This is a genomic window from Gluconobacter aidae (assembly GCF_009547075.1).
In the GTDB taxonomy this organism is placed as follows: domain Bacteria; phylum Pseudomonadota; class Alphaproteobacteria; order Acetobacterales; family Acetobacteraceae; genus Gluconobacter; species Gluconobacter aidae.
This window is the reverse complement of the sequence record NZ_WIPH01000021.1, coordinates 1-24,923: the sequence shown is the minus strand read 5'-3', so window position 1 is coordinate 24,923 and position 24,923 is coordinate 1. Positions and strand designations below refer to the sequence as shown.

Sequence of the window (24,923 nt, the reverse complement as noted above, 5' to 3'; positions counted from 1 at the left end):
CATGACCAAGACCATTCCCGCCACGCTCATCGCCGGTGACGGAATTGGCCCGGAAATCATGCAGTCGGTCACGACCGTCATGGAGGCCCTCGGCGCCCCCTTCCTCTGGGATCACCAGAGCGCAGGCGTCGGCGCATTCGACCAGCACGGTACGGCCCTGCCCGAGGCCACGCTCGACAGCATCCGCCGCACCGGCCTCGTGTTGAAAGGGCCGCTGACCACGCCTGTGGGCAAGGGCTTCCGCTCCATCAACGTCACGCTGCGTCAGGCGTTCGACCTGTATGCCAATGTCCGCCCGACCCAGACGATCGTACCGGGCGGCCGCTATGAAAACGTCGATCTGGTCGTAATCCGCGAGAACATCGAAGGGCTTTACGCCGCGATGGAGCATTACATGGCCGTGGACGGGGACCCCGAAGCCGTGGCTTACGGCGCCGGGTTCAATACCCGTGCCGAATGCAACCGGATCGTCCGCTTCGCCTTCGAATACGCCATCAAGAACAACCGCAAGAAGGTGACGCTCGTCCATAAGGCGAACATCCTGAAAATCCTGAGCGGCCTGTTCCTGCATGAAGGTCGCAAGGTCGCTGCGGAATACGAAGGCCGCGTGGCGCTGGAAGAGCGCATCGTCGATGCCTGCGCGATGGAACTTGTGATCCGTCCGGAGAACTACGACGTTATCGTCACGACCAATCTGTTCGGCGACATCCTGTCCGATCTGACAGCCGGTCTCGTAGGCGGCCTGGGTATGGCGCCGGGTGCGAATATCGGCGAGAAAATGGGGATCTTCGAGGCCGTGCATGGGTCCGCGCCCGATATTGCCGGACAGGGCATCGCCAATCCGCTGGCGCTGATGATGGCGGGCAGCATGATGCTGGCGCATGTCGGACGGCTGGACCTGTCCGAGCGGCTGGACGGCGGCATGAAGCAGATCCTTCAGGTCGACGGCCTCCGCACCCGCGATCTGGGCGGCAAGGCCACCACGCAGGACGTCACGCAGGCCCTTCTGCGCGCCATTCAGTAATTTTCCTGACAGCCCTCCAAGGACCATTCCCATTATGAAACAGGTTGGACACGACCTTCTGGACTGCCAGCGCGACCTTTCGGTTGAAGGCCGCTCCTATCGCTATTTCTCCCTGCCTGTCGCGGCTGAAAAGCTGGGGGACATTTCACGCCTGCCCGTCAGCCTGAAGGTGCTGCTCGAAAATGTCCTGCGCTTTACGGATGGCTCGACCTATCGCGTCGAGGACGCACAGGCGATCGTGGACTGGACGAAGAACGCCCACTCCACGCAGGAAGTCCCGTTCAAGCCCGCCCGCATCCTGATGCAGGATTTCACCGGCGTGCCTGCCGTGGTCGATCTGGCGGCCATGCGCGATGGCATCGTCTCACTCGGCGGTGACCCGCAGAAGGTCAATCCGCTCGTGCCCGTCGATCTGGTGATCGACCATTCCGTCATGGTGGACGTCGCCGGACGCAAGGACGCGCTCCAGCAGAATGTCTCGCTGGAGTTCGAGCGCAATGGCGAGCGTTACGCGTTCCTGCGCTGGGGTCAGGAAGCGTTCGACCAGTTCCGCGTCGTCCCGCCGGGGGCTGGCATCTGCCATCAGGTCAATCTGGAATATCTGTCCCAGGTGGTCTGGACGGGCACGGTCGGGGACGTCACCTACGCCTATCCCGACACGCTGTATGGCACGGATTCCCACACCACCATGGTCAACGGCCTCGGTGTTCTGGGCTGGGGCGTTGGCGGGATCGAGGCCGAGGCCGCCATGCTCGGACAGCCGATTTCCATGCTCATCCCCGATGTCGTGGGCTTCCGCATGGACGGGCGTCTGCCGGAAGGCACGACCGCGACCGATCTGGTCCTGACGGTCACGCAGATGCTTCGCGCCAGGGGCGTGGTTGGCAAGTTCGTGGAGTTCTTTGGCCCGGCTCTGGATCATCTTCCGGTCGCGGATCGGGCGACCATCGCGAACATGGCCCCGGAATATGGCGCGACCTGCGGCTTCTTTCCCGTGGATGCACTGGCGCTCGACTATCTGCGCCAAACCGGCCGTGACGAGCATCGCATTGCGCTGACGGAAGCCTGGCTGCGCGCGCAGGGCATGTTCCGCGACGCCTCCACGCCGGAGCCGGTGTTTTCGGACGTCCTGACGCTCGATCTGGGCACGGTCACGCCCTGCATTTCCGGCCCCAAGCGCCCGCAGGACCGGATCGAACTCTCCGCCGCCACCCCGGCTTTCGAAAAGGCCCTGACGGAAACGCTGGGCGTCAAACCCGCCGACATTCACAAGACCGCCCCCGTCGCTGGCACGGATTATGCGATCGGGCATGGCTCCATCGTCATTGCCGCCATCACGTCCTGCACCAACACGTCCAACCCCGCCGTTCTGGTCGCGGCCGGACTGGTGGCGCGCAAGGCGAGAGCGCTCGGTCTGATGCCGAAGCCCTGGGTCAAGACGTCCCTCGCGCCGGGCTCGCAGGTCGTCACGGATTATCTGGATCGCGCCAATCTGAGCGCCGATCTGGACGCGCTGGGCTTTGAGACGGTCGGCTATGGCTGCACGACCTGCATCGGCAATTCCGGCCCGCTGGCGAAAGAGCTTGTGGACGCCATTGAAGGCAATGGTCTGGTCGCAACGTCTGTCCTGTCCGGCAACCGGAACTTTGAGGGCCGAATTTCGCCGAACGTCCGCGCCAACTATCTCGCAAGCCCGCCGCTCGTCGTCGCCTATGCCCTGCTGGGAACGATGCGCGAGGACATCACAACGGCCATTCTGGGACACGCGCCCGACGGCACGCCGGTCCATCTGCGCGATATCTGGCCGACCAACCACGAGATCGCAGAACTCGTGGGCTCCGCCGTCACGCGCGAAGCCTTCGTCGAGCGTTACAGCCACATCACGGAAGGCACAAAGGAATGGCAGGCTCTGGCCTCTGCCGGCACCTCGGCCACCTATGACTGGCAGCCGGGCTCGACCTATGTGCAGAACCCGCCCTATTTCGACGGGCTGACCGCCGAACCCGCGCCCACGAAGGACATCACCGGCGCGCGCACTCTGGCGTTGCTGGGAGACAACATCACGACCGATCACATCTCCCCGGCCGGCGCGATTGCACCGTCCTCTCCGGCGGGCGTGTATCTTCAGGAACATCAGGTCGCGGTGAAGGACTTCAATTCCTACGGCTCCCGTCGCGGCAATGACCGCGTCATGGTCCGGGGCACCTTCGCCAATATCCGCATCCGCAACGAGATGGCTCCCGGAACCGAAGGCGGCGTCACGCTGCATCAGCCGGATGGCGCGCAGATGTCCATCTATGATGCCGCCAGCCGCTACGCGCAGGACGGCGTGCCGCTCGTCGTGTTCGGCGGCAAGGAATACGGCATGGGCTCGTCCCGTGACTGGGCCGCGAAGGGCACGCGCCTGCTCGGCATCAAGGCCGTCATCGCGGAGAGCTTCGAGCGCATCCACCGCTCCAATCTCGTGGGCATGGGCGTCCTGCCCCTGACCTTCGAACCGGGCACGACGCGCAGGACGCTGGGGCTGGACGGAACGGAGACGATCGCCATTCACGGCATCGAAACCCTGACACCGCGCCAGACCCTGACCATGACGATCACCCGTCAGGATGGCAGCACGCAGGATGTCCCGCTGCTGTGTCGTGTCGATACGGTCGATGAGGCGGAATATTACCGCAACGGCGGCATCCTGCCCTACGTCCTGCGGGGAATGGCCTCAGTGGACTGAGAAATGGCGGGGCTTCAGCCCCGCCATTTTCGTTGACATCTCAAGCCCGACGGCTGAGCGCGAGTTTCAGACTGAACGCGATAAAAATCCCGCCCGTCAACCTGTCCATGCGACGCACAACCACCGGGCTGGAAAGAAACCGTCCCAGCGGCACCGTCATGGCGACGAGCAGGGCCAGCCACGAGAAAGACAGGGCTGCCTGGATGCCGGTCAGCAGGAGGGAGAACTCCTGCACATTCACATGTGGTGGAATGAACTGCGGCATGAACGTCATGTAGAAAACGCCCACCTTGGGGTTGAGCAGATTGCTCAGCAGACCACGTCGGAATGCAACATATGCATCATCATGTCCTGCCGGAACCGCCGCTTCGCCTGTACCCAGTGAAGAACGGGGATGCAGGATCAACCCGATCCCGAGCCACGCGAGATAGAGCGCACCGGCCCATTTAACAATCGTGAACGCAGTTTCGGATGCGGCCAGCAGGGCCGTGAGACCAAACGCCGCCGCCAGCCCCCAGAGACCCAGCCCCAGACAGATCCCCACAACCGCCGCAAGACCAGCCTTCCAGCCGGATGTCGTGGCGGTTCGCAACGTCATGGCCGTATCGAGGCCCGGCGTGATGGTGAAAACAGCCGCTGCTGCGGCGAAGGTCAGGAGGGGAATAAGGTAGGGGTGCATGATCCAGACATACACCCGCTTTTACAAAGGCCCAATCCTTCCCCTCAGCCTGCTGTCTGCGCATTGATCGGCAGGCGGATCAGATAATCGAATGCGGACAGGGACGCCTTCGCGCCCTCACCCATGGCAATGACGATCTGCTTGTACGGCACGGTCGTCGCATCGCCCGCCGCAAACACGCCCGGAACAGACGTCCCGCAATGGTCGTCAATGACGATCTCGCCATAAGGACTCAGTTTCAGCGTATCCTTCAGCCATTCCGTATTGGGCAGCAGGCCGATCTGCACGAACACGCCATCCGTCTTGATCTGGTGCAGGCCGCCGTCCCCGTCGCTATAGGTCAGGCCGGTCACTTCCTTGCCGTCACCCTCGATCTTCGTGGTCAGGGCATTGGTCAGGACCGTGACATTCGGCAGGCTCAGCAGCCGGTCCTGAAGCACCTTGTCCGCCTTGAGATGCGCGCCACGCTGCAACAGCGTGACATGTGAGACGATTCCCGCAAGGTCGATCGCCGCTTCCACGCCGCTATTGCCGCCGCCGGTCACCACAACCGGACGCCCCTTGTAGAACGGACCGTCGCAATGCGGGCAGTACGCCACACCCTTGGTGCGATACTCGTCCTCACCCGGCACACCCAGATGCCGCCAGCGCGCGCCGGTCGCGATGATGACCGTCTTCGAGCGCAGGGTCGCACCACTTTCCAGAACGATCTGGTGCAGACCGCCGGTTTCCGCAGCCGGGATCAGCTTCGCCGCCAGCTGCGAGGCAATGATCTGCACGTCATACTGCCGGACATGCGCCTCAAGTGCCGCGGAGAGTTTCGGGCCGTCCGTTTCGGGCACGGAAATGAAGTTCTCGATCCCGGCGGTGTCCATAACCTGACCGCCAAACCGCTCGGCCACGAGGCCCGTGCGCAGGCCCTTTCGTGCGGCATAGATCGCCGCCGCATCACCAGCCGGCCCCGCGCCGAGAACAAGCACGTCGAACGGTGCCAGATCGTTCAGCGTCTCCGCCGAACGGGCAACGGAAGCCGTGTCCAGCCTGGCGAGAATATCCGCCACTTCCATCCGGCCCGACGCAAAGGGCTCCCCGTTCAGATAGACCTGCGGAACCGAGCGGATGCCAAGGCGTTCCACTTCATCCTGAAAATCCGCGCCATCAATGGCCGTGTGATGGATCTTCGGATTCAGCACGCTCATGGCATTGAGCGCCTGCACCACATCCGGGCAGTTCTGGCAGGACTGGGAGAAATACGTCTCGAAATGGTAGTCCCCGTCCAGCGCGCGGATCTGCGCAACCACATCCGCTTCGATTTTCGGCGGATGCCCGCTGACCTGAAGCAGCGCCAGAACCAGGGACGTGAACTCGTGCCCCATCGGCAGACCGGCAAAGCAGACCTGCACATCCGTGCCCGGCCGGCGGATCACGAAGGACGGGATGCGGGTGCCGTGCCCCTTGTCCGAGAACGTGACCTTGGGAGACAGGCTGGCAATATCTTCCAGCAAACCGCGTACCTCATTGGAGCGGTCATCCGTGCCAAGGGTCGCCTCAAGCACGACCGCATCACGCAGGTACTCCATATAGGCGCGCATCTGGGTTTTCAGGTCGTCCTGAAGCATTGTTTTTCTCCGGATTTCGGGACTGGACAATTTGGGCCGGAAGACTGTCCGGCGCAGCCGCCCCCATGAAGGAGGCGGGGCTGGTGGAACCCGAAGGTCCCACCATCATCAGATCCGGTGCCGGATCAGATCTTGCCGACGAGGTCGAGGGACGGCTTCAGCGTCTCGCCGCCTTCCTTCCACTTGGCCGGGCAGACTTCACCCGGATGCGTGGCGACGTACTGGGCCGCCTGGATCTTGTCGAGCAGCTCGGCAGCACTGCGGCCAACGCCGCCGGCGGTGATCTCGATGTACTGGATCTTGCCTTCCGGATCGATCAGGAACGTGCCGCGATCGGCCAGACCGGCTTCCTCGATCAGCACATCAAAGTTGCGTGCGATCGTGCCCGTCGGGTCGCCCAGCATCGTGTACTTGATCTTGCCGATGGCCGGCGATGTGTCATGCCAGGCCTTGTGCGTGAAATGTTTGTCCGTGGAGACGGAATAGATTTCCACGCCCAGCTTGTCGAAAGCGGCCTGGTTGTCAGCGAGATCTTCAAGCTCCGTCGGGCAGACGAACGTGAAGTCAGCAGGGTAGAAGAAGAAAACGGACCACTTGCCGCGAACGTCGGAGTCCGTGACCGTGAGGAACTCACCGTTGCGGAAAGCATCGGTAGAGAAGGGCTTCAGCGGGGAGTTGATGCGAACCATCAGACTGTCTCCTGACCTTGGGTTGGTGTTGTGTTGCGGACTCTGTGTCCCACAGAAAGAGAGGGACAGGAAACAGTTCCTGTCAATATGACTGATCGTCAAAACCGAACTGACCAGATGAAGATATCAAGACTCCCGATCATGGTATGAAGCCCATCTTCAGGAAACCGCCTCTTGCGCCGCTATTTTCTCCTGACAGGCAAAGCCGCGCTTCCCCATGACGTTATTCGGTCCTATCTATGGGACATGAGCTACGTCCCCCTCTCCGGCCTGTCCCTGCGCGATATTGAATATGTGGTCGCGGTCGATGATCTGCGCAACTTCTCCCGCGCGGCAGAACGCTGCGGCGTCAGTCAGGCCGGGCTGTCCGAACAGGTCCGCAAGCTCGAACAGCTTCTCGACGTCACGCTTTTCGAGCGCTCCCGACGTCATGTCGCGCCGACGCCCGATGGCGAACGCCTGCTGGCGCTTGGACGGGAAGTTCTCGCCGCAGCCCGCAACCTGCTCGAAGTCGCCCGCGCCCAGACCGGACCGATGGAAGGCGCGCTGCGGCTCGGCGTCATTCCCACGCTCGGACCGTATTACATTCCGGGCGTCCTGCCGCGCCTGCGGGAGCATTATCCGGCGCTCAGCCTGCGCCTGCGCGAAAGCATGACGGACACGCTCGTCCGCGCCCTGCGCAACAACGAACTGGACGTGGCCCTGATGGCGCTGCCCGCACCTTCAGAAGCTCTGGAAAGCGCACCAATCTTCGAAGAGGCGTTCCTCGCCGTATTTCCAAACACGCATGAACTGGCACAGAAACCGGAACTCTCCCTCAGCCAGCTTGGCCGCCCGGACCTGTTGCTTCTGGAAGACGGGCATTGTCTGCGCGATCAGGCCCTGTCCATCTGTCCAACGGTTCCACGCGAAGGCGAGCAGCGCCTGGCCACCAGCCTTGAAATGCTGTGGTACATGATCGGCGCGGGCGAAGGCTTCTCCCTCATCCCCCAGCTCGCGCTCCGCAACCGCGCGGATTTCGAAGACCTGATCACCGTCCGCACCCTGCCCGAAGCCGAGGCGCGCCGCACGATCGGCCTGACCTGGCGCGCCTCCGACCCCCGTGCTCCGGTCTTCCGCGAGTTCGCGGCCTATCTGCGCAGCATCACCCCGGAACACTGCCACGCCAGAAACTGAGACATGTACGGCCTGGAGGAATCGAAAAAACCTCCTGGTTTTGTGGCCTATGCCGTGATTCCATTTCTTCACTCAGACAAAAAATGCCCCTGACAACCGTCAATCAAACGCCATAACCCAGGAAACAGGAGTTCAAAAAACGCTTCTTCGACCCCTCTCCCTGCGGGCGGCATGGCTTTTGTTCTCGGTGACGCCGGGGCATATTCGATCGGGAGCATTTACTCGCCTGAGAGCCATACATGAACAAGTTCATTCCTGCCGTCATTGTCGCGCTTGCGGCCGGATCGGCCATGGCGTTCCCGACGAATTTTACACCGGGCTGGAAGTCCGCTGAAGCCACGGGCAATCCTGCGGATCAGATCAGGTCGCCGACGGTGGCAGCGGCCCTTGGCCGCAAGGTCGATGCCAGCAATGGCCAGTTACTGGCGCCGACAATATCGGGGGGCACGATCAACGGCGTCTTGCAGGTTGGAGACCAGGCCACTCTGGCGGCGCTGTCGAGTTGGGTGATCGCCAGTTCCACTACCGCTCATCGAGCCGGATACTATGCCGCCGGTGATGGCGGCCAGGCGAACTACACGCTTTCATCGTCCCCATGCACCCTCAACGGTGGTGCAGGAGACAATGGATCGCAAATTCCTGCTCCGATCAACCGTTGCTGGATCGCGTCATTCCCGAACAATGAGGCGAGCGCCAAGATATGGGGCGCAAAATTCAATTCAACCGACGATTCTGTTCCACTACAGGCCGCTATAAATTGGGCGGTAGCCAATTCAGGGTCACTGGTCCTGCCGTGCGGTTACGGCTATTTCTCCACTCCGCTAAAAGCCGGAAATGGCACGAACTGGACCATGCGCGGAGCCGATAATGCGACGTGCAGCACGCTTGTCTACAGCGGCCCCAGCACCACTGTTGATCTCCTGACGATCGGTGGTGTGGGGACGTCAGGCGACAGTTATGGCGTCACGATCACCGGCTTCCGACTGGACAGCAACACACAGATGACGGCGGGCGACGGGTTGCACCTGTGGCACCTCAAGCAGTCCCGCATCGACCCCACCATGTCCGGCCAGTCCGGTAACGGTAAGTTCTGGAACGGCGTTCACTATGATGAGGTGGACATCGTCCGCACTCCCAACGCTTATATCTACGGGGCTGCGAACGACAATGTCCTCGTCAACGGCTCGAAGCCATCGGAATCATGGTATCCAAATTACGTCGGTGAGGTCCGGCTGGGCCAGGGCAAGATCGCACCCAGCGATCCGCAGCTCAATCGTGGCGGCGGCGGGCAGTATTCGCAAACCGGTATTCACGTCGCAGGATCGGTGGGTGGCCTGTCTGTCGATGCCGTGGATATCATTGCGAACCATCATAATGTTCTGGTCGATAATTCTCAGACCAGTGTCCAAAACCAGACTGTTCTTCTTGGGCCAGCGACTTTCACAGATAGTTCGATCGACGACAATATCGTCCTGAACGATACGGGGAGCGTGGCTGTGAACGGCTTCGGCGGAACCAAGCGCTTCTTCGACTACGGGTGGAATGCCTGTGGCGGATGCGCCAGCGGCTCGGGCAACGGGGTTACCGTCCAAAACTTTACAAATGGCGCTGTGGTGTTGGCTGGATATGCCATTCAGGGACATCAGGGTCACGGCGTTTATGATATGGACCCCAGTGCCGTGATCACGATTGCGTCTTCAGAGATATTTGGAAACAACGCGAAAGAGAATATCGCCAGTTCGGCTCCTGGAATGCAGATCGCAAGCCACAACCCGGTCATGCTGAATGGCACGGCTTACGATGTGAATACTCTGTCCTCCACGCTCCCGCTTTACGGTGGCCCCTTTTCCTTTGCGCCGGAATTGCGGTTTGGTGGCAATGCGACTGGCATATCCTACCGCACGCAGGGTGGCCAATACACGCTGGATGGCATGACGGTGAATGTCGATTTTAATATCGCACTGAGCGATGTTGGGTCGGCCACTGGTTCAGCCACGATCGCAAACCTGCCCATGGGACAGAATTCCATTACTGCTCAAGGTGGTGGAGGAAGCGTCAATTATGCCACCGGACTTTCCGGGCTGAGCGGCGCCGTCACATTGTCAATGGACAACGGCGGAAATGGACTTGCTGGATTATATCAATGGAGCGCAACGGGCCTGAGCGCGGTCACAAACACTAATTTCACGTCGAGTGCTGTAATACGCGGCCGGATGTCGTTTCTTCGCAAGCATAAGAAAGCACCATAGAGCGGTGCTTTCAGTCGTTACGGCGCGGGCAGCAGCAACATTAATGACAGCAACGGTTCTTTTGCGTCTTGCCCCGGAGAAGGTGGATCCGGCGCGGCCCTCCACCTATGTGGGCGGTAACGCTGGGGCTGGAAAGCCTCCTGCCAACCGACCGAGCTGGAATGGCGAACCTGTGGAGCCGCACCGCAGATTTCAACCGGAACCCCGGCACCAAACAACAGGCTCAGTGGTGCCCTGCCCCCGAGAAGCCACGCCCCAGCCGTCGTTCCGCCATCCGCGCCAGCCGCACAAACGGTAGCCCGAGCAGCAGATAGGCCAGGCCGACCATGATCCCCGTCCCGAAATAATCGTAATAGGTGGAGGAGAGCCGCACATAGGTCTGGCTCAGCTCCGTCAGCGTGATGACGGAGACGAGCGAACTGTCCTTGAGCAGCGAAATGAAGTCGTTGGTCATGACGGGCACAACCGTCCGGAATGCCTGCGGCACGATCACGAGCCGCAGCGCCTGCCAGTGCGTCATGTTCAGCGCAATCGCCGCTTCCATCTGTCCGCGCGGCACGGAGAGCAGACCGGCGCGGTAGTTTTCCGCTTCATAGGCCGCGTAATTCAGGCCCAGCGACAGCACACCCGCCATGAATGGCGACAGACGGATGCCGAAAGCCGGCAGTCCATAGAAGATAAACAGCACCTGAATCAGCAGCGGCGTTCCGCGCACCACTTCAACATAGACGCCCGCCACGAAACGCAGCGGAGCCGAGCCGTAATGCCGGGCCAGCGCCAGCAGGAGCCCGAGTGCCACGGCCAGGACCATGGCCAGTGCCGACACCGCCAGCGTCATGAGCGCCGCCTGCCCGATCAGCGGCAGGAAACTCACATAACGCCGAACCAGAACATGCCAGCCGCTGCCCGTCGTGTTCGCCATGGCCTGCCGGTAATGGTCCCATTCCGTCGGCGCGATGTCCGGCTGGCTGTTATCGCCCGTGTAATTCGCCATCAGGGGCGTCCACAGGTTCCAGCGCGCCAGAATACGATGCAGCGTTCCATCCTTGATGATCTCGCCGAGCGCCGCATCCACCTGATCGCGCAACACACGGTTCTCCGGCGAGAACGCGATCCCGTATTCCATGCTGCCGATCGGCTCGCCCACGAGCTTCATGTCTGGCGAGATGCTGCCATAATAAAGTGCGATCGGGGCGTCGAGCAGGATCGCATCCAGACGCCCGTTCCGCAGATCCGAGAACGCATTCGTCTCTTCTTCATAGGACCGCACGTTCGAGCCGCCCTGCCGACGCAGCATCCGCTCGGCCGTGGTATCCTTGATCGTGCCAACGGTATGGCCCTTGAGGGCCTCCATCGTGTCCAGACCGGTCTGGTCGTGCCGGACGATGATCCGCTCGCTCGTCACATAATACGGACGCGAGAACAGAACGGCCGCCTTATGCTCCGGCGTCATTTCGATGCCGTCCAGCACCATCCCGTACAGCCCGCGCGACAGGCCGGGGATCAGGCCGTCCCAGTCATTCTGGATGAACTGTGCCTTCCGGTGCATCCGTGCGGCGATCTCGTTGACCAGTTCATACTCGAAACCGGTCATCCGGGATTCATGGGCCGGATCGTGGAAGACGTAAGGCACATTCGCCTCACCATCCGATGCCCAGAGCAGCTCCTGCGATGCAGCGGGCGCGTCCGCCAGCGCGACGGAAACGGGGCTGACGGCAAGCGCCAGCAGGAGTGCGAAAAGTTTCTTCATCACAGCAGCGTCCGCAGGAACCGGCGTGTCCGTCCCTCCTGAGGGTTGGCGAACATCAGGTCCGGATCACCGCTCTCGACGATTTCCCCACCCTCGACAAACAGAACACGGTCCGAGGCCGCGCGCGCGAACCGCATGTCATGCGTCACCACAAGCTGCGTCATGCCCTCGTCATCCAGTGCCCGCATGACGGACAGCACTTCCTCGGAAAGCTCAGGGTCGAGCGCGGATGTCGGTTCATCATACAGCATCACGGACGGCTTCATCGCCAGAGCGCGCGCAATGGCGGCGCGCTGCTTCTGACCGCCTGAAAGACTGTCCGGATACCGGTCCTTGACGGCCGCAAGCCCGACCTTCGCCAGAAGTTCGCAGGCAATGGACTGCGCCTCGTCACGCGACATTTTCTTGACCTGGATCGGCGCCATCATGACGTTGTCCAGCACCGTGCGATGGGGAAACAGATTGAAGGCCTGAAACACCATGCCGACATGCGAGCGCAGCTTATGAGCCTCGGCCTCGTTGGCGCGGCTCCAGTGCCTGCCCGTGCACGCGACCGTCACATCCTCGATCCGGACAGAGCCCGCATCCGGATGTTCCAGAAAATTGAGGCAGCGCAGGAACGTGGACTTGCCACATCCCGAAGGCCCGATCATCGAGATCAGTTCGCCGCGCTCCACGTCGAGCGACAGGCCCTTCAGAACCTCGTTCCCACCAAAGGACTTGGCGATACCACTCGCCTGCAGCACCAGATCAGCCAGTTCCGGAAACCCTCGAAAAAAGAGATGCACGATCACATGACCGCGCAGCCCTCATAACGGACCTGCGCCAGTGTATCGAGACCTTAATACAGTGCGCGACACAATTCATACGATCATCATATTCCGCCCATCCGGAGCCCCGCTCTTGCGAAGCACGTCCGCAGGGTCTCTAAAACAGAAAGACACACACCGGGACAGAACCGAACCCGCGCATGAGACCCTTTGATGACCAGCCCGTCTGACTTCCCCACACCCACCGTCCCTGGACGCCTGCTCGATGTCGAGGACGTCACGGTCTTCCGTGGGGACCGGCTTGTTCTTGACGGCGTGTCGCTGACGCTGGATGCCGGAGATGCCATGATCCTGACAGGCCCGAACGGGGCCGGGAAATCCACCCTCCTGCGCACGATTTCCGGTCTGCGTCGCCCCGATTCCGGGGAAGTCATCCGCTATGGCGATCTCGCCTGGCTCGGCCATCAGGATGCGCTCAAGCCCGGACTGACACTGGCACAGAACCTGGCCCTGGCTGAAAAGCTCGGCACGAACAGTCTGCCGGACGCACTTGAGGCCCTGGATCTCACCCATCTGACCGACCTTCCGGCGCGCCTGCTGTCCTCCGGGCAGAAGCGCCGCGCCGCCTTTGCCCGTGTCATGCTCTCCGGCGCTCCGTTGTGGCTGCTCGACGAGCCGACTGTCGGGCTGGATATCGCCAGTATCGAGCGTCTCGGTGCCGTCATGGCGGCTCATCGCGCCAAGGGCGGTGCCATAATCGTCACGACACATGTTCCGCTTCCCCTCGATAATACCCGCTCGCACGAGCTGCCTTCGCTCGCACATGTAGAGTCCTTCTGGCTGTCATGACCGCTTTTCTTGCCCTGATCGACCGTGACCTCCGTCTGGCCTTCCGCTTCGGCGCCGACACGCTGGCCTCTCTGCTGTTCTTTATCCTGTGCGGCAGCCTGTTCCCGCTCGCCCTCGGCCCCTCGCCCGACCTGCTGCGACACATGGGGCCGGGCATCATCTGGGTCTGCGCCCTGCTCGCCTGCCTCCTCCCGCTGGACCGGCTGTTCGGAGCGGAACTCGAGGACGGCTCCCTCGACCTGCTGATGCTGACTGGCCCCGCCCCGGCTGCCGTAGCCTTCGCCAAAATGGCCGCCCACTGGCTGACGACCGGCCTGCCGCTGCTGATCGCCAGTATCCCGCTCGGCATCATGCTCGGCGTCAAAGGCCCGGAACTGCCGCTTCTGCTGCTCGGCCTTGCGATGGGTACGATGTCCCTCTCGCTCCTCGGCGGCATGGCGGCTTCGATCGTCCTGGGCGCGCGACGGGGTGGCGTTCTGCTGCCGCTGCTGGTCCTGCCACTCGCAACGCCTGTGCTGATCTTCGGCGCGGCCTCGTCCTATGCCGGACAGCTTGCGACATCGCCTGCCGCCAGTCTGGATCTGCTGGGGGCATGCCTCTTCGCCTGCCTGCCACTGTGTCCCCTCGCCGCCGGACAGGGGCTGAAAGCCGCGGTGGGCTGAACGAAGTGTTATATCTTAACAGGATGTCATCCGGGGGCCTTTGACGCGATGACACCTTTGTGAAACGACTGGACCATATTCGTTTCACATCGAGATCATCACCATGCTCCAGCGCCCGTCGCTCAGAAGGTCCCTTTTGTCCTGCGCAGCCCTGATGGGGCTGGGCCTCGGCGTCGCTCAGGCCGAGCCGGGCTATCTGCGTGAACCCTCGATTTCCGGCCAGACCGTCCTGTTCAACGCCGAGCAGTCCGTCTGGAGCGTTCCCCTCGCGGGCGGGCAGGCCCAGCGCCTGACGACCGTGCCGCAGGGTGCGAATGCCATCGACCCGCACCCCGTCATGTCCCCCGACGGCACCCGGATCGCATTTGCCGCCAATTTCGACGGCCCGACCGAAATCTACGTCATGCCCCGCAGTGGCGGCACGCCCCGGCGCCTGACCTTCGAGAACGTCGCCCGCCTGAAAATCATCGGCTGGGATGCCCATGCCGGCATCCTCTACGCCGCTCCCGCCGCTACGGGGCCATATTACACCCAGACCGTCACCGCCATTGATCCGAAGACCAGCGCAAAGCACGTCTTCCCGCTCTCCGGCGTCAATGATGCCGCCCTCAGCCCGGACGGACGCTGGCTCTATGCCGTCCGCTTCGGCCTCGCCACAACCGGCGACCACATGCGCGCCTATCGCGGCGGAGCCCTGTCCCAGCTCTGGCGCTTCGATCTTCAGAACGGCAGGGAAGCCGAGCGCATCGGCACGCATGAGGCCAATCTCATCCGCCCGATGCCCTGGCGTGACCGGCTGATCGTCATTTCCGACGAGAACGGCCGCTACAATCTGTGGAGCCTCGCCACGAACGGCACGGACGCGAAACAGCTCACCCATTTCACGGATTACAGCATCCTCGAAGCCTCCATTTCCGGCGATCACATCGTCTTCCGCAAGGGTGCGGACCTGTTCGATTTCAATCTGGCGAGCGGCGAGACCACCCCCATCAAGGTCGACCTGACCTCCGACAATTTGCCGCGCAGCCCGTACTGGCTGGAGAAACCCACGCGCTTCCTGACGTCCTCAACAATTTCGCCCAAAGGGGAGACCGCAACCTTCACCATGCGCGGCCATGTCGTCGTCGCGGGCGCTTCGCCCCGCCGCGTCGTCGTCCTCGCCACCCCAGACAATGTGCGCCTGCGCCTCGCCCAGATCACACCGGACGGCAAATCCGTCATCGCCTTCAGCGACGTCAACGGCGATTCCGCTCTGTGGCGCTTTGCAGCAGACGGCAGTGACAAGGGTGAGGCCATCACCCAACCCTCCCCGACCGAACCCGTGATCCTGTCGCTCTCGCCGGATGGAAAATACGCCGCCCATACCGATCTTCTGGGCCGGCTGTGGCTGACGGACCTCTCCACGAAGGCCGATAAGCTCGTCGACAACGCCACGTTGGACGGCACCAACGTCTTTGACTCCCTGTCATGGTCCTCGGACGGGCATGTGCTGGCCTTCGTGCGGACCCGTGGTGCAAACCTGCGTCGTCAGATCGCGCTTTACGTTCCCTCCACCGGCCAGACGAACTGGGTCACGGACGGGCGCTACGAATCCTATACGCCGAGCTTCTCACCGGACGGGAAATGGCTCTGGTTCCTTTCGGACCGCACCTTCTCTCTGTCCAATGGTTCGCCCTGGGGTGACCGCAATATCGGCCCCGCCTTCCCGAAGCGGACAGGCATCTACGCCCTCGCCCTTCAGTCCGGCGAACGCTTTCCGTTCCAGCCCGCCACCGAACTGGACCCGGCGGACAAGAAGCCCGACGCCGACAAAAAGGATGCCAGAAAGAAGGATACAGACAAAAAGAAGCCCCTTCCCGCCATCGAATGGGCCGGCCTTGCGACACGTCTGTATCAGGCGCCCGTCCCGGCCGGGGACTATAGTGGTCTCGGCGTTTCTGACGAATATCTGTTCACCATCGACAGCTCCGGCTCAGGCGATGGTCCGGGCGATCTGAAGTCGATCCATATCGACAATAACGAACACAAGATCGAAACCTACGCCGCCAGGATCTCGGGCTTCGATATCACTCCCGACGGCAAAACACTCCTGACACTCAGCCGTCGCGGAAAGAGCGCGCCGGAACTGCTCCTGACGCCTGCGGGTGAAAAGCAGCCCAAGGAACTGTCCGGCAGGAAGATCGAGCTTGACCATCTGCGCCTGCGGATCGATCCCGGGCAGGAGTGGTCGGACGAGTTCGTGGATGCCTGGCGCCTGCACCGCGACCATTACTATGACCGCGACCTGCACGGCGTGGACTGGAAAGCCGTGCGCGCCCATTTCGCCCCCTTCGTGGACCGCCTCGGGGACCGTGCGGATCTCGACGATCTGCTCGGCCAGATGGTGGCGGAAATCGGCGCCATGCACTCGCAGCTCCACGCGCCCACGACCGTTGACCAGCCCGCGTCCAGCCTCATTGCGGGTCTTGGCGCGCATCTGACGCATGAAGACAATGGCTTCCGCATCGACCATATCTATCAGGGAGACCGCGACCTCCCGGACCAGCAGTCTCCGCTGGCGGCTCCGGGTGTGGATGCCCGTGACGGAGACCTTATCGTCGCCGTCAACGGACAGCCCACGGCGGGGCAGCCCGATCTGGGTTCGCTGCTTGCCGATCAGGCCGGAAAGCAGGTTCTCCTGACGCTCTCGCGCGCCGGAAAGGAGCACAAAATCATCGTAACGCCCGTGTCTTACATGAAAGAACGGGCCCTGCGCGCGCGGGACTGGGAAGTCGGCCGTGCGGATGTCGTCGATCGCGCCAGCCACGGACGCATCGGCTATCTGCATCTTCAGTCCATGGTCGGTGACGACATGGAAGCCTTCGCCCGTGAGTTCTACGCCAATATCGACAAGGACGGCCTGATTGTGGACGTCCGTGGCAATACGGGCGGCAATATCGACAGCTGGGTCCTCACCCAGCTCATGCGTCGTCCATGGATGTTCTGGAGCCGCTATGGCAATGCGCCTTCGGTGGACATGCAGCAGTCTTTCCAGGGGCGCCTGATCGTCCTGTCCGATGAAATGACCTATTCGGACGGCGAGACCTTCTCTCAGGGCATCAAGTCCCTGCATATCGCACCGCTGCTCGGCGAGCGCACGGCGGGTGCCGGCGTCTGGCTGTCTGACGGGGACCGCCTGATCGACAACGGCAATGCCCGCACGGCCGAAAATCCCTATTTCGACCTCAACGGACAGTGGCTGGTGGAAAACAAGGGTGTTTCCCCGGACATCGAGGTCGAGAACATGCCGGTCGCCACCTTCAACGGGCAGGACCAGCAGCTCGACGCGGCCCTGACATGGCTGCGAAAGGATATGGCCGATCATCCACGCCCAGCTCTGAAACCGGCTCCCTTCCCGGCCCAGCAGCCCGCCGCCCCGAAGTAAACCGGGGCATCACCCCACAAAAAACCCCTGTCCAAGCGATCGGCCAGGGGCTTTTTTTATGGGCTTTTTTATGGTCTGCCGGTTTTCAGAGCATCCGGTCCATAACCGTATCCCTGCGACCATAGCGATGCAGCAGCGCCGCAATGCCGTGCCCGGCGATCAGCACCCCCAGAATCCATGACGAAAACTGGTGCAACACATTCACCAGCGGTACAAATACAGGCGCCTTGTGGGCCAGCGGCGGCAGATCGACGACCCACATCATGGGGATCGGCAACCCATGCACCGAACTCCGAACCCATCCCGTCAGCGGCACCACCAGCATCATCGCATAAAGCGCAAAATGCCCGACCTGCACCGCCAGACGCTCTTCTTCCGGAATGTCCGACGACAGTGCGGGCGGCCGATGCGTCGCCCGCCAGACAAGCCGCAGAACCGTCAGGACAATGATGAACGGCCCGATTTCCTTGTGGATCAGCAGCAGGAGCGCCTTCTGCGGGGTTGCCGCATGCGGCATGATCCGCCCCACATAAAACCCGAGAAGCCACAGGGGAATAATGATCGCCGCCATGCTCCAGTGAAATATCCTGGCTACAAGGGAATATCGCTGGAACGGCGGAAGGGTCTTGTCCATGAGACGGCAGCACTCCTGAAGAACGGTTCCGCCTTCTATAACCCGTTCCATGGCCGGAACACACGTTGCGCGGAGTTACGGATTTTCAAGCGTGCGCAGGACGGCTAGGACAGGCTGCACGCTTTCACAGGAATACCCGACCGCCATGCTGACATTGCTGTACACGCGCATTACCGAACTGGCGGCGTCTCCGCGCGCCGTGTGGTGGCTGATCCTTGTCGCGATGGCTGAGGCCTCGGTTTTTCCGCTTCCGGTAGACCTGATGCTCGTGCCCATGCTGCTCGCCAGGCGTGAACGAGCGTGGTTCCTGGCCTCCGTCTGTACAGCGGCCAGTGTCGCTGGCGGGTTGATCGGCTGGGTTCTCGGCGCGTTCCTCATGGAACATCTCGGCATGCCAATCGCGCATTTCTATCACGCGGATCAGCGCATCCTGAATCTTGAGGCCATGTTTCGCCATTACGGCGTCTGGATCATCCTCGCCAAGGGTCTGACCCCGCTGCCTTACAAATTCGTCACGCTGGCGGCAGGCGCGGCGCACTTCCCGCTGCTTCCGTTCATCGCCGCCAGCATCGTTACCCGGGGCGCACGCTTCTTTCTCGAAGCCGCCCTTCTCCGCGCTTTTGGAGAGCCCATCCGCGATTTTATCGAAAAACGTCTGGCGCTCGTCCTGTTTGGTGCCCTGATCCTGATCGCAGGCGGTATCGCGCTGATCGAGTTCCTCTGAGAGGCCGGCGCACCAACACAAAAAAAGCCCGGCTTAAGTGCCGGGCTTTTTCTTTATGTCATCAGACTGAAAATGTCAGTTGAGCGCCATGCGCTCATGCGCCATAGCCTGCTCTTCCCCGAAGGAGGGCCATTCGGACCGCGTCAGCGCCTTCAGAGACGGAGACGGCAGCCCCATACGGTGCGCGTAAAGCCAGGTGTAGGTCAGAGCGCGATGAACATAATCCCGCGTTTCACCATTGGGGAGCGTTTCCATAAAGAACAGCGGATCGTGCATATCCGCCTTCTGCGCGCCTTCCCAGCGGGCAATGGCACCCGGTCCGGCATTATAGGATGCCAGAACCCGGACCAGGTCGCCACCCTCGGGCGGCGTGACCGTCGCAATCCGGCTGGACTGGTTCGCCAGATACAGCACATAGAGCTGTCCGATTTCCAGATTGGAGGACGGATTGTGCAGACGGCTGACCATGTCCGGAGCGACCGGGATCACCGCAACGCCGTGTGAATCATAGGTCATGTGCGATGCGGTGACGAAACTTGCCGTTACGGGGCGGATCTGCATCAGGCCATGCGCTCCGGCCCCCGATGTTGCCGACGGATCGAAATTGGATTCCACCCGCGTCAGCGCATACACCAGCGCAGGGTTCATCCGGAAGCCATGGCTGGGCTTCAAAGACGGCAGGGGAAGGGGTGTCGGCTTCGTGACCCGCGATTCCTGATGCATGATGAGGGATGCGAGCTGTTCGGACAGATCCTCGTAACCCGCCGCCTGCGCCACGAGCTGAAGCGAGCGTGACCGTGCGCTGTCATCTGCGACGTCGATCCACATCCGCCGGATCAGGTTCTCGGCCCGCATCCGCTCGCCGACCTGCAACAGTGCGAAGAGCTGACGCCCCTGCGGAAGAGCGCTGACCGCCTCGACGTCAATTTCTGCGAGGACGGGCACCGGATCGTGCAGGGTGATTTCCACATTCCCGCCCGGGAGACGCGCATGACCATGTCGTCCAAGTTCAAGCGTCCGGGACGCCAGAATCCCGTAGAATGTCTCATGATGAGTGGCCGCGCGATGCAGCCACTTTACATAGCCCGCCATGTCATGACGCCGCCCTTCGGTCCGCGCCGCCCAGAAGGCAGCGGCCGCACGCAGTTCCACCGACGTGACGGGTGCGTTGGCGGCGGACTGGAACAGGTCGTAGGCCGCCTCGATATGGCCTTCACGCCAGGCCGCTAGACCCGCGACATAGGCGGGCAGCCCGACCTGACTGTTGCCACGGGCAAATCCCGCGCTGCCATGCCGCAGGGCCAGAAGAGTTTCGCCCTGGGACAGCAGCCCGAGGGCCACTTCACCGTAAAGCTGGGCGGCATAAGGCGCTGTCATACCCGGCGTGATATCCACAAGATGCAGCGCGCTTTCCGCCCCCCGCACACCAGAAAGCACGCGCTCCTGAACCGTCCGGTCCAGAAGCGGATTGCGCACGAAGGCATGAAGAAGAGGGTCAGCGGGGGCCGATGTGCCCTTCACGTCTTCAGCCCGCGCATCAGCGGCGAGAGGACGGATGAAGGACTGCGGCTGCACCGTTCCCGGAAGCGCGATTTTCAGCAGCAGGGCCTGAATACTGGCGGCATCGGGCTGGGAGGCATAGTCATGCAGCCATTCCCGGAGCTGTTCGACGGCGGGATGAGCACCCGGCGCCAGATAACGCTCGGCCAGAACATCCGGCAGCAGGACATGATCCGTCACCAGACGCATCTGGTCCTGAACGGACCGGGCGTTGCCTTCCCGCTGGGCCTGAAAGATCAGCCGGTAGCGGCTGGCCATTGCAGCGGTCAGCGGATGGGGAAGCGATACAATGCCGTCCCCGCCCAGAGACGGACGGGCTTCGGCAAACGCAGTCTCATCTCCCACCCGTTCCGGTTGAGGGGGGAGTTCTCGTGTGTTTTCCGCGCGCGCCGGAGACAGTGAGCCACCGGCCAGAATCAGCACGCTAACGAGCAGGGCCCGTGCGTTACTGCCAGAAATGAAAGGGGTTGTCCTTCGCATAGCAGCGGGTTGCTACCCGCTTTGCAGGCCGTTGGCAAGAACTTGTTAAGTTTCACATAACCTTGGACTGAGCAATGATACAACCCAACCTCAAAACAATCCAGTGGCAAACACCTGTTCTGGCGCGTTTTTTTGCGTTTTTCCGAAGTTTTTTAAGGATGCCATTTGTACCGGTTTGGTCCTCATCCCTCCGGAGCCAGTTTCTCCATCAGAATCAGCAGATCCTGCCACGCATTCCGCCGCGCAGCCGCACTGGCCCGTAATTGAAGGGGGTGTCGCATCGGCAGAAGCGGAACCGGAGTCGCAAGCCCGGGAACCAGAACCTCCGTCCACTTCCCGCGCAATCTTCCGACAGCCGCATCCGGCCCCAGCAGCATCTTCAGAGGCGTCACGCCCATCGTCACCAGAAAGCGGGGTCGACACAGGGCAATCGTCCGCAGCAGGAGTGGGTGGCAGGCCTGCATCTCCGTATCGCTCGGAGTCCGGCCGCCCGGCGGTCGCCACGGCAGGGCCGGCGCCATGGAAATCTGCCCCCGCTCCAGACCGGCTGACCGGAGCATCTTCTCCAGAAGCGACCCAGCCTCGCCGGCAAAGAGCGTGCCGGACCGGTCCTCATCCGCGTCGGGGGCCTCGCCGATCAGCATGAAGGGTGCGTCCTCCACGAAGACCGGTTCCAGCCGATGCGTGGCAGTCCGGGCCAGAAACAGGTCGTCCGGGGCCTCTGTCAGCCGCATCAGGGCCGGAAGATCAGGGGCCTTCTCCAGCGCCTGCGTGGAGAGGCTCCCCGCTGCCATTCCGGTGATCCTGGCTCCGGCCTGACGCGCAGCATTCCCTTCCTCGCGCCCGGTCTCCCGGAAGGACCCCGCGGTCGCCTGCCGCCCCACCATCGCGCTCGGCTGCCTGGCGGAGGATAAACGGGGAGCCGCCTCGGAGAGACGGTCCACGGGCAGTTCGCACAGAGCCTCGTCGGCTCCCCATTCATACTGAAGCTGGAGCGCGGCCAGAAGTTCGGCCCGGCTCACAACCGGCTGGGGCGTCATGATCTATCCGTTCTGGTTGCCTCCGGGCCGGAAGCCCTGCCCTCCAAAAAAGGAGGAGCGGTTGGCGTCAGGCCTCAAGAGGGCTAAAGTTTCGTCCATTATGCAGATCACACGCGGCTGGCCCAGATCATTCGAGGATTTTTCCCGTCCGCTCCGTCTGGCGCTTCCCGCTCTCATGCTGGGTGGCTGCCTCACGGGGCCTGCTGCGGCCGCCGTTCCTCCCGCCATGCTGCCGGCCGTCAATCCCGAAAAATCCCTGAACGGCTGGATGATGGCCGCGACCGTCATGATGGAGCGCGGAGACGTTTCCGCCGCCAATCTGGCGCTTTCGCATGCCCTGCCCCTCGCCCCGCACAATCTCCGGTTGCAGCACGATGCCCTGCGTTACGCCGCGATGGCCGGGAAACAGGCCGAGGCTGTCAGACTCGCCAATGCACTCCCCGATCATGACGTCGGCAGCGATATCGGGACCCTCATTCTCGCGCAGGATGCCTTTGCCCGTCAGGACTGGGCCGAAATGCGCCGTATCCTGACCCGCAGCCCCCATCACGGTCCGCTCGTCGCCATTGCGGCCCCCACTCTCATGGCCTGGAGCCTTGCAGCCGAGGGACATGTCGACAAGGCCCTGAATCTGCTGGGAGAAGCGGCAGCCCAGCCCGCGACCCGCAGACTGTATCTTCTGCATGCGGCCATGATCGCGGAATCCCTTCCCACCCCGCAGCTGGCGGGACAGCTTTATCACCGGACGGGAAATGCCTCCGGCGACCCGCTCACACTTCAGATCCTCTATGCACAGCTCTATGGGAGCTGGCTCGAACGCCATGGCCGTCACAAGGACGCCGATGACACCGTCGCAGCCCTCGGCGTGACCTCTCCTCTGGCCTCTCTCGTCATCGGCCCGATCCAGCACAGCCTTCCGCATCTGAAGAGCCCGAGCCCGGCCCTTGGGGGCGCGGTTCTCAACCTGCAGATCGCCCTTATGATCACGGATGTCATCCAGCAGGACGGCATTCCGCGGGACCCGGCCATCATCGCCCTGCAACAGGCCATTTTTCTTGATCCCGGCCTGACAATCGCGCGAATCTTTCTGGCCGACACCTTTCGGGAAGCCAACCAGATCTCCAGCGGGCTGGCTGAACTGGATGGCATCCCGCCTTCCGATCCCCTCGCCGCCCTGGCCGCCCAGGAACGCATCAACCTGGCCCTGCGCTCGGGCGACCTCGAGCAGGAAGCGGATGCCCTGCATCGCGCCCTTGCCCTGCGTCCCGATAATCCCGAGTTCCTGATCCAGCTTGCGGAAGTCGAAGACCAGCGCGGCAATCATACGCAGGCCATTGATCTCTATACCCGCGCCCTCAAGGCTTCCCCGCCCCGCAAGGAGATCCTGTGGCCCATCCTGCTCGGTCGCGCGATGGCGGCGGAAGAAAGCGGCAACTGGTCGATGGTTCAGGATGACATGAAGCATGCGCTGCAACTTGCTCCCGACCAGCCCGAAGTGCTCAATTTCGTGGGCTATGCCAATATCGAGCATGACGCCGATCAGGCTCAGGCCCTTGCCATGCTGAAAAAGGCCGTCGATCTCCAGCCGACTGATGCCTCCATCCAGGACAGCTATGCCTGGGCCCTGCTCAAATATCGCGCGGATATCAAAACCGCGCTCCCCATCCTCGTGCAGGCCGCGGAACATGCGCCCGGCGATGCTGAAATCGGCTACCATCTCGGCGTTGCCTACTGGTATCTCGGACGGCATACCGAGGCACAGGACCAGTGGAACCAGTCCCTGGACGACAGCCCCCAGCCGCAGGATCGCGCCCTTCTGGTGCAGGCGCTCCAGAAGGGCGGCCCCCATCTCGCAGCTTTCGAACAGAAACAATGACCTTGCCAGACATAATCTCTTCCACCGCCCCGCAGACTACGGCGCACGCCAAGATCAACCTGTTCCTGCACATCACTGGCCGCCGCGATGATGGCTATCACCTGCTCGACAGTCTTGCCGTGTTTGCAGGAGCCGCAGACCGCGTCACACTCACCGCTCCAAGCGACAGCATGTCGCTGACGATCGACGGGCCGTTTGGACGGGGCCTTGAAGCGGACGACCAGAATCTCGTGCTCCGCGCCGCCCGCGCCCTTCAGGCCCAGGCCGGCACCACGATTGGCGGCCTGACTGAATCCTTTCATCTGGAACTGCAAAAGAACCTGCCCGTCTCATCCGGTATCGGTGGCGGGTCGGCTGACGCCGCCGCAACATTGCGTCTGCTGGCGCGGGAATGGAATGTCGATCAGGCCGCCCTCTTTCCGATTGCCGAAACACTGGGAGCGGATGTCCCCGTCTGCGTCGCCCAGCGCCCAGCCCGGATGCAGGGTATTGGAGAAATCCTCGCCCCCGCTCCGCTCCTGCCAGATGCCGGTCTCCTGCTGGTCAATCCCGGTGTCGGTGTCTCGACACCGGATGTTTTCCGGGCCTTCGCTGCGGGGGGCGGTATTGTTGAACGTCCCGAACCGTTTCTGCCTGATCGCTGGAACACGGTCCACGAGATGGTGGTCGATCTGAACGCGACCACGAACGATCTTCAGGCCCCGGCCCTGTCACAATGCCCTGTCATCGGCACTGTCCTGGCCTCGATCGAAAGCCTGCCAGGCTGCCTGCTCAGCCGCATGAGCGGTTCGGGCGCCACATGTTTCGGCATTTTCTCCAGCCCCGAAAGCGCCGTTGCCGCCGCCCGCGTTCTGAGTGCACAGAGCGCACGTCTGGGTTGGTGGACATGGGCTGGCGGCTTCCACCACACTGGGACTTCCACCTGATCACAACGCAACCGGGCAGAAAGGCGACGAACGTCATGACAGCACCACGCATGCAGGTGGAGGG

The 24,923-nt window shown here is 62.4% G+C and carries 18 protein-coding genes; 10 read left to right on the top strand and 8 right to left on the bottom strand.

The genetic code is table 11. The features are described from left to right. Position 1 precedes the first annotated feature (1 nt). The gene (locus tag GFJ39_RS09635) at positions 2 to 1,024 is read left to right on the top strand and encodes an isocitrate/isopropylmalate dehydrogenase family protein (protein WP_153431132.1); all 1,023 of its coding nucleotides are present in this window, start codon (positions 2 to 4) and stop codon (positions 1,022 to 1,024) included. 34 nt (positions 1,025 to 1,058) lie between these two features. Continuing rightward, positions 1,059 to 3,752 carry an aconitate hydratase AcnA gene (gene acnA / locus GFJ39_RS09630; RefSeq protein WP_153431131.1) on the top strand — a complete coding sequence of 898 codons (2,694 nt, stop codon included), beginning with the start codon at positions 1,059 to 1,061 and terminating at the stop codon, positions 3,750 to 3,752. 40 nt (positions 3,753 to 3,792) lie between these two features. Here acnA and GFJ39_RS09625 read toward each other — a convergent pair whose 3' ends face one another. From GFJ39_RS09625 to ahpC, 3 genes are all read right to left on the bottom strand, one after another. Beyond that, complete coding sequence (locus tag GFJ39_RS09625; RefSeq protein ID WP_153431130.1) at positions 3,793 to 4,431, bottom strand: LysE family translocator; 639 nt, start codon at positions 4,429 to 4,431, stop codon at positions 3,793 to 3,795. A 44-nt stretch (positions 4,432 to 4,475) separates the two neighbouring features. Continuing rightward, positions 4,476 to 6,050 carry an alkyl hydroperoxide reductase subunit F gene (gene ahpF, locus GFJ39_RS09620; protein WP_153431129.1) on the bottom strand — a complete coding sequence of 525 codons (1,575 nt, stop codon included), beginning with the start codon at positions 6,048 to 6,050 and terminating at the stop codon, positions 4,476 to 4,478. Between the two features lie 125 nt (positions 6,051 to 6,175). Further along, positions 6,176 to 6,739, bottom strand: a complete 564-nt coding sequence (ahpC, locus tag GFJ39_RS09615) for an alkyl hydroperoxide reductase subunit C (protein ID WP_011252874.1) — start codon at positions 6,737 to 6,739, stop codon at positions 6,176 to 6,178. Between the two features lie 246 nt (positions 6,740 to 6,985). Here ahpC and GFJ39_RS09610 point away from each other — a divergent pair, with 246 nt between their 5' ends. Both GFJ39_RS09610 and GFJ39_RS09605 read left to right on the top strand, forming a co-directional pair. Then, positions 6,986 to 7,915, top strand: coding sequence for a hydrogen peroxide-inducible genes activator (locus tag GFJ39_RS09610; RefSeq protein ID WP_153431150.1), 930 nt, complete (start codon positions 6,986 to 6,988; stop codon positions 7,913 to 7,915). A gap of 239 nt (positions 7,916 to 8,154) precedes the next feature. Further along, positions 8,155 to 10,164, top strand: a complete 2,010-nt coding sequence (locus GFJ39_RS09605; RefSeq protein WP_153431128.1) for a hypothetical protein — start codon at positions 8,155 to 8,157, stop codon at positions 10,162 to 10,164. Between the two features lie 223 nt (positions 10,165 to 10,387). Here the strand turns inward: GFJ39_RS09605 and GFJ39_RS09600 are convergent, their stop codons facing one another. Both GFJ39_RS09600 and GFJ39_RS09595 read right to left on the bottom strand, forming a co-directional pair. After that, the gene (locus GFJ39_RS09600; RefSeq protein WP_153431127.1) at positions 10,388 to 11,914 is read right to left on the bottom strand and encodes an ABC transporter substrate-binding protein/permease; all 1,527 of its coding nucleotides are present in this window, start codon (positions 11,912 to 11,914) and stop codon (positions 10,388 to 10,390) included. Next, a complete protein-coding gene (locus GFJ39_RS09595) occupies positions 11,914 to 12,708 on the bottom strand; it encodes an amino acid ABC transporter ATP-binding protein (protein ID WP_407645882.1) in 795 nt (264 codons plus the stop codon). Before GFJ39_RS09595 ends, GFJ39_RS09600 begins: the two co-directional genes overlap by 1 nt. Positions 12,709 to 12,897: 189 nt before the next feature. Here GFJ39_RS09595 and ccmA point away from each other — a divergent pair, with 189 nt between their 5' ends. The 3 genes from ccmA (at position 12,898) to GFJ39_RS09580 (ending at position 17,619) form a co-directional block, all read left to right on the top strand. Then, positions 12,898 to 13,533, top strand: a complete 636-nt coding sequence (ccmA, locus tag GFJ39_RS09590; protein WP_153431126.1) for a heme ABC exporter ATP-binding protein CcmA — start codon at positions 12,898 to 12,900, stop codon at positions 13,531 to 13,533. Next, on the top strand, positions 13,530 to 14,195 hold the full coding sequence (ccmB, locus tag GFJ39_RS09585) for a heme exporter protein CcmB (RefSeq protein ID WP_153431125.1): 666 nt from the start codon (positions 13,530 to 13,532) through the stop codon (positions 14,193 to 14,195). Before ccmA ends, ccmB begins: the two co-directional genes overlap by 4 nt. Before the next feature lie 103 nt (positions 14,196 to 14,298). Continuing rightward, positions 14,299 to 17,619 carry a S41 family peptidase gene (locus GFJ39_RS09580; protein ID WP_153431124.1) on the top strand — a complete coding sequence of 1,107 codons (3,321 nt, stop codon included), beginning with the start codon at positions 14,299 to 14,301 and terminating at the stop codon, positions 17,617 to 17,619. A gap of 85 nt (positions 17,620 to 17,704) precedes the next feature. Here the strand turns inward: GFJ39_RS09580 and GFJ39_RS09575 are convergent, their stop codons facing one another. Beyond that, on the bottom strand, positions 17,705 to 18,253 hold the full coding sequence (locus GFJ39_RS09575; protein WP_153431123.1) for a cytochrome b: 549 nt from the start codon (positions 18,251 to 18,253) through the stop codon (positions 17,705 to 17,707). A 145-nt stretch (positions 18,254 to 18,398) separates the two neighbouring features. On the opposite strand from GFJ39_RS09575, the gene GFJ39_RS09570 reads away from it, so the two are divergent. Beyond that, entirely contained in the window at positions 18,399 to 18,977 is a 579-nt protein-coding gene (locus GFJ39_RS09570) for a YqaA family protein (protein ID WP_153431122.1), read from the top strand. A gap of 75 nt (positions 18,978 to 19,052) precedes the next feature. On the opposite strand, the gene GFJ39_RS09565 is transcribed toward GFJ39_RS09570, so the two are convergent. Further along, complete coding sequence (locus GFJ39_RS09565; RefSeq protein ID WP_325062903.1) at positions 19,053 to 20,882, bottom strand: transglycosylase SLT domain-containing protein; 1,830 nt, start codon at positions 20,880 to 20,882, stop codon at positions 19,053 to 19,055. A gap of 317 nt (positions 20,883 to 21,199) precedes the next feature. Beyond that, on the bottom strand, positions 21,200 to 22,057 hold the full coding sequence (locus tag GFJ39_RS09560; protein ID WP_153431121.1) for a uracil-DNA glycosylase: 858 nt from the start codon (positions 22,055 to 22,057) through the stop codon (positions 21,200 to 21,202). A 100-nt stretch (positions 22,058 to 22,157) separates the two neighbouring features. Between GFJ39_RS09560 and GFJ39_RS09555 the strand changes: the two genes are divergently transcribed. Together GFJ39_RS09555 and GFJ39_RS09550 are read left to right on the top strand one after the other, a co-directional pair. Further along, entirely contained in the window at positions 22,158 to 23,933 is a 1,776-nt protein-coding gene (locus tag GFJ39_RS09555; RefSeq protein ID WP_153431120.1) for a tetratricopeptide repeat protein, read from the top strand. A gap of 2 nt (positions 23,934 to 23,935) precedes the next feature. Continuing rightward, on the top strand, positions 23,936 to 24,859 hold the full coding sequence (locus GFJ39_RS09550) for a 4-(cytidine 5'-diphospho)-2-C-methyl-D-erythritol kinase (protein WP_407645881.1): 924 nt from the start codon (positions 23,936 to 23,938) through the stop codon (positions 24,857 to 24,859). The last annotated feature ends 64 nt before the right edge of the window (positions 24,860 to 24,923 follow it).

Coding starts and splice junctions, on each gene's coding strand:
- GFJ39_RS09635 (WP_153431132.1), top strand. CDS start 2: ATGACCAAGACCATTCCCGCCACGCTCATCGCCGGTGACGGAATTGGC.
- acnA (WP_153431131.1), top strand. CDS start 1,059: ATGAAACAGGTTGGACACGACCTTCTGGACTGCCAGCGCGACCTTTCG.
- GFJ39_RS09625 (WP_153431130.1), bottom strand. CDS start 4,431: ATGCACCCCTACCTTATTCCCCTCCTGACCTTCGCCGCAGCAGCGGCT.
- ahpF (WP_153431129.1), bottom strand. CDS start 6,050: ATGCTTCAGGACGACCTGAAAACCCAGATGCGCGCCTATATGGAGTAC.
- ahpC (WP_011252874.1), bottom strand. CDS start 6,739: ATGGTTCGCATCAACTCCCCGCTGAAGCCCTTCTCTACCGATGCTTTC.
- GFJ39_RS09610 (WP_153431150.1), top strand. CDS start 6,986: ATGAGCTACGTCCCCCTCTCCGGCCTGTCCCTGCGCGATATTGAATAT.
- GFJ39_RS09605 (WP_153431128.1), top strand. CDS start 8,155: ATGAACAAGTTCATTCCTGCCGTCATTGTCGCGCTTGCGGCCGGATCG.
- GFJ39_RS09600 (WP_153431127.1), bottom strand. CDS start 11,914: ATGAAGAAACTTTTCGCACTCCTGCTGGCGCTTGCCGTCAGCCCCGTT.
- ccmA (WP_153431126.1), top strand. CDS start 12,898: ATGACCAGCCCGTCTGACTTCCCCACACCCACCGTCCCTGGACGCCTG.
- ccmB (WP_153431125.1), top strand. CDS start 13,530: ATGACCGCTTTTCTTGCCCTGATCGACCGTGACCTCCGTCTGGCCTTC.
- GFJ39_RS09580 (WP_153431124.1), top strand. CDS start 14,299: ATGCTCCAGCGCCCGTCGCTCAGAAGGTCCCTTTTGTCCTGCGCAGCC.
- GFJ39_RS09575 (WP_153431123.1), bottom strand. CDS start 18,253: ATGGACAAGACCCTTCCGCCGTTCCAGCGATATTCCCTTGTAGCCAGG.
- GFJ39_RS09570 (WP_153431122.1), top strand. CDS start 18,399: ATGCTGACATTGCTGTACACGCGCATTACCGAACTGGCGGCGTCTCCG.
- GFJ39_RS09560 (WP_153431121.1), bottom strand. CDS start 22,057: ATGACGCCCCAGCCGGTTGTGAGCCGGGCCGAACTTCTGGCCGCGCTC.
- GFJ39_RS09555 (WP_153431120.1), top strand. CDS start 22,158: ATGCAGATCACACGCGGCTGGCCCAGATCATTCGAGGATTTTTCCCGT.